Origin of the sequence: Streptomyces sp. NPDC048606 (assembly GCF_040650855.1) — a bacterium.
GTDB lineage: Bacteria > Actinomycetota > Actinomycetes > Streptomycetales > Streptomycetaceae > Streptomyces.
In genome coordinates this window covers 1-2,662 of the sequence record NZ_JBEZIB010000098.1, presented here as the reverse complement: position 1 = coordinate 2,662, position 2,662 = coordinate 1, and the positions used below count along the sequence as shown (strand labels likewise).

Sequence of the window (2,662 nt, the reverse complement as noted above, 5' to 3'; positions counted from 1 at the left end):
GCCGCTGCGCGGCCGGCTGCCCTGAAGGTGGGCGCGCAGCGCCCACCTTTCCCTTCGCTTCGCTCCAGGAAGCGAAGGGAGCAAGTCCTCCGCTTCGCTCCGGACGGCAACGGGCCCCAGAAGGGGTTTGACGGGCCATTAGGCTGAGGTTCCCTCAGGGCCGAGGGAAAACCTCAAGGGCGGAGCTACAAGGCTCTCCTGGACCAATTCAGGGGTCCCGAGTCGGATTTGACATTCAGTTAGGTAAGTGATATTCGCGTGCGTAACTGACAGAGTATAGAAGCTGCCTCTGACCTGCGAAAACGCCGAAATAAGGGTGGAAAAACCTGCCCTTACGGTCCGAAAAAACCACCCTTAACACCCGGAGAGCACAACCATCTGCAAGGCCGGACCGTTGGCGCTGGAGAGACCGGGTAGGGAGTTGAGAGCGTTGCTCGACACGCCAACAGGTAACTTGTTGTTCCGGATCATGAGCTGTAGGTTTGCATCACAACGTCGGTTATTTCGGAGCTAAGGGTGGAAAAAACCTCCCTTAGCTGGGAGTTCGAACATGCCCCGAGCTAAGCGCTACTCCGTACTCGATGAGCAGAACGGCACACTGACTGAGCAGAGCCCCAAAGTAGGCCATCAGTTCGAGGGAAATGGATACAGCCTCCAGTCCTTGGGGGCTGAAGTCCCCCTCTACAGCTTGGGACTGTCGGGCGCGGAGTGGTCAGTCTTGGACTGGATCCGTGAGCATGGCGGTGCCTCGATGGCGATCAAGGTCAAGCTTGACGAGATTGCAGCGGACATCGCAGCGACAGCAACGACGGTCAAGTCTGCTCTCGCTCGGTTGGTGAAGTTGGGGCTGCTGCTGAAGCCGACCCCACGCGGAGGCTCATACCAACTGACCCCGCTTCGCTACTGGGAGGGGTCGGGCTACATGCAAGCAAGGGCGTGCCGGCGCATGGAACCGCCGCGTGTCACGATGGATGCGAAAGCACTCAAGAGAGATGCCAAGGCGCTTGAGAGGGCAGGCCGGAGCGCCGAGGTTGAAGAGCCGACCCCGTTGCGTCCGCCCCGTACGAGAGGACGTCGCCGGGCAACTGGTGCCACGGATGAGGTGTGATGATGGAAGCTTTTGACGTGCAAGAACTTGCTATGCCGCCCATCTACAGCCTGAAACTGACAGGGGCTCAGCGAGCCCTGCTGGACTGGTTGGAGGCGTCTGGAGCCCTGTTTACCCCGCTACCGGTTGTTGCTGAAGACGCGGCGGTCGCACTGGCGGTCTCTGAGTCGACAGTCTATGAAGCAGTGCGACGTTTGTGTGATTTGGCGCTGCTCATTGAGGTCGAGGGCGCTGGCTTCAGGATCAACGCTAGGTACTACTGGACGGCTAACCCGCGTCTTCGTGAGCTCGTTGCAACGGCACTGACTGACCCTCCGGTCAACCCGGATCGAAGGGCGAAGCTTCCGTTGCGTATGACATCTGAGGAAGCACACCGCCGGCGAGTTGTGCGGCCTGTGTAGAAGGGCATGTGCCCTACCAACCGAACGGGCCCCGAGGGTGTGTCACCACCTTCGAGGCCCTGAAATCAACCTGACTCAAGCAGGAGGATTCCTATGGCCCAGAGTATCGGGCTTGCACCTTCTCAGACGCCGGAACCGGCCACCGCGGCACGTATCCCGGCGATGCCCGCGCCGAACCGCCGAGCCTTTGTCTCGACGGTTGCGGATGCCGCGATCGGCATTCTCTGCGTGGCGGGCATGGCCATCTCGGCTTGGTCCCTGACACACCTGATGACTGCGGCGCACGTGCCCACGCCTGTCGCCGTGCTGGCCTTTCTCGTGCTCGACCTTCCTGCCATCGTCGCCGGGTTGATGGTCTACGAGCGGCGCCACCAGCCCCACACGGCTGCTGGGGCGCAACTGGTGCTTCTACTTGCGGTTGGCCTGTCGGCCGCCGTCAGCGCGACGCACGGCGCCACCATGGAGGGTGGATCGTGGATGGTCGCCGTGGTCCTGGGCGCGGCCCCTGTGGCCTTCGAGGTGGCTTTCGCGCTGCGGCACCGGTCCTTCGCCGTGCTTGTCTGGGTGCTGTGGGGGCAGCATGCACGCCGTGCGATGCGCCAGGATGTGTGGACGGCAGTTCACGCTGTGTCCCCCATGAAGTCTTCGGTCGCCCCCGGGTTGGGTCCCGTGCACGCGCTGTCCTCGGTACCTGTCGCCGCGCGGTCCTTGCCGGCCACGAGTCCTTCGGGTGGCACGGTGTCTGTCAGGGTGTCGGAGCCGAGCGCCGCCCCGAGTGCCGGAACGCTGCGGATGTCCCTTGCTGCTGGTGTGCGGCAGCTGTACCCGGGGATCAGTGATCCTGCGCTACTGGCGCGAGAGCTTGAGGCGATGCTTGATCGTCCGGTCACTGAGGAGTCGGTGAAGCGGGAGATCAGGCGTCAGCGGAAGCGGTAGGCGTTCGAGAGTGAAGCGGCGGCGGGAGCCCTGGACTCCCGCCGCCGCTTTGTGCTTTGCCGCCGCCGGCCGCCGCCCGCCGGCCGCCCGCCGCCCGCCGGCCGCCTCCGCCGCCGCCGGCCTCCGCCGCCGCCGGCCTCCGCCGCCGGCCGCCCGCCGCCCGCCGGCCGCCGGCCGCCGGCCGGCCGCCGGGGGGCGCCCGGGCGCGGGCCGGCGG

General features: G+C 65.0%; 1 protein-coding gene. It reads left to right on the top strand.

The features are described from left to right. Window positions 1–1,602 precede the first annotated feature (1,602 nt). Window positions 1,603–2,445, top strand: coding sequence for a hypothetical protein (locus AB0D01_RS39610; protein ID WP_363064270.1), 843 nt, complete (start codon window positions 1,603–1,605; stop codon window positions 2,443–2,445). Window positions 2,446–2,662 lie beyond the last annotated feature (217 nt).

What these genes read in the sequence shown, in the direction of transcription:
- AB0D01_RS39610 (WP_363064270.1), top strand. Translation starts at nt 1,603, where the DNA reads ATGGCCCAGAGTATCGGGCTTGCACCTTCTCAGACGCCGGAACCGGCC.